This is a genomic window from Aquimarina sp. MMG015, from assembly GCF_018100855.1.
Classification (GTDB): Bacteria; Bacteroidota; Bacteroidia; order Flavobacteriales; family Flavobacteriaceae; genus Aquimarina; species Aquimarina latercula.
Map to the genome: position 1 here is coordinate 1 of NZ_JAGJEB010000049.1, position 383 is coordinate 383.

At 31.1% G+C, this 383-nt stretch carries 1 protein-coding gene; it reads right to left on the reverse strand.

Annotated elements, in window-relative coordinates:
• A partial coding sequence (locus tag J8L88_RS23445; RefSeq protein WP_211062097.1) for a type IX secretion system membrane protein PorP/SprF occupies positions 1-228 on the reverse strand: 228 nt, incomplete at its 3' end.
• Between the last annotated feature and the right edge of the window lie 155 nt (positions 229-383).

The following is a 383-nucleotide window of genomic DNA, read 5'->3' on the forward strand; positions in this document are numbered from 1 at the left end:
AGGTGTATTTAGAGTTAATGTTTGAGTACGTGGAGCTCCATCAAGTCCTACCCATTGACTACGATGTAAACCCATTATACTCATAACTCCTCGACTACCCGCATAAGCAGGATTTACACTAATAGTATTATACATATACTGAGTATACTGAGCGTCTTGTTGGGCAACAGCATAATTGGAAATTAAGCTACACGCAATCAGCATAAATATTGTTAATAGTCTATTCATAAGTATTATAATTTGATTTAGGGAATAACAAATATATACTATTCCAAATATAAATTTATCTGTTAATATATAAGTAACCTGCTTTATACGTATTTACTCCTCTAGCATTTATGTATTCTAAAACATAATAATAGGTACCTACGGGTAATTTATTA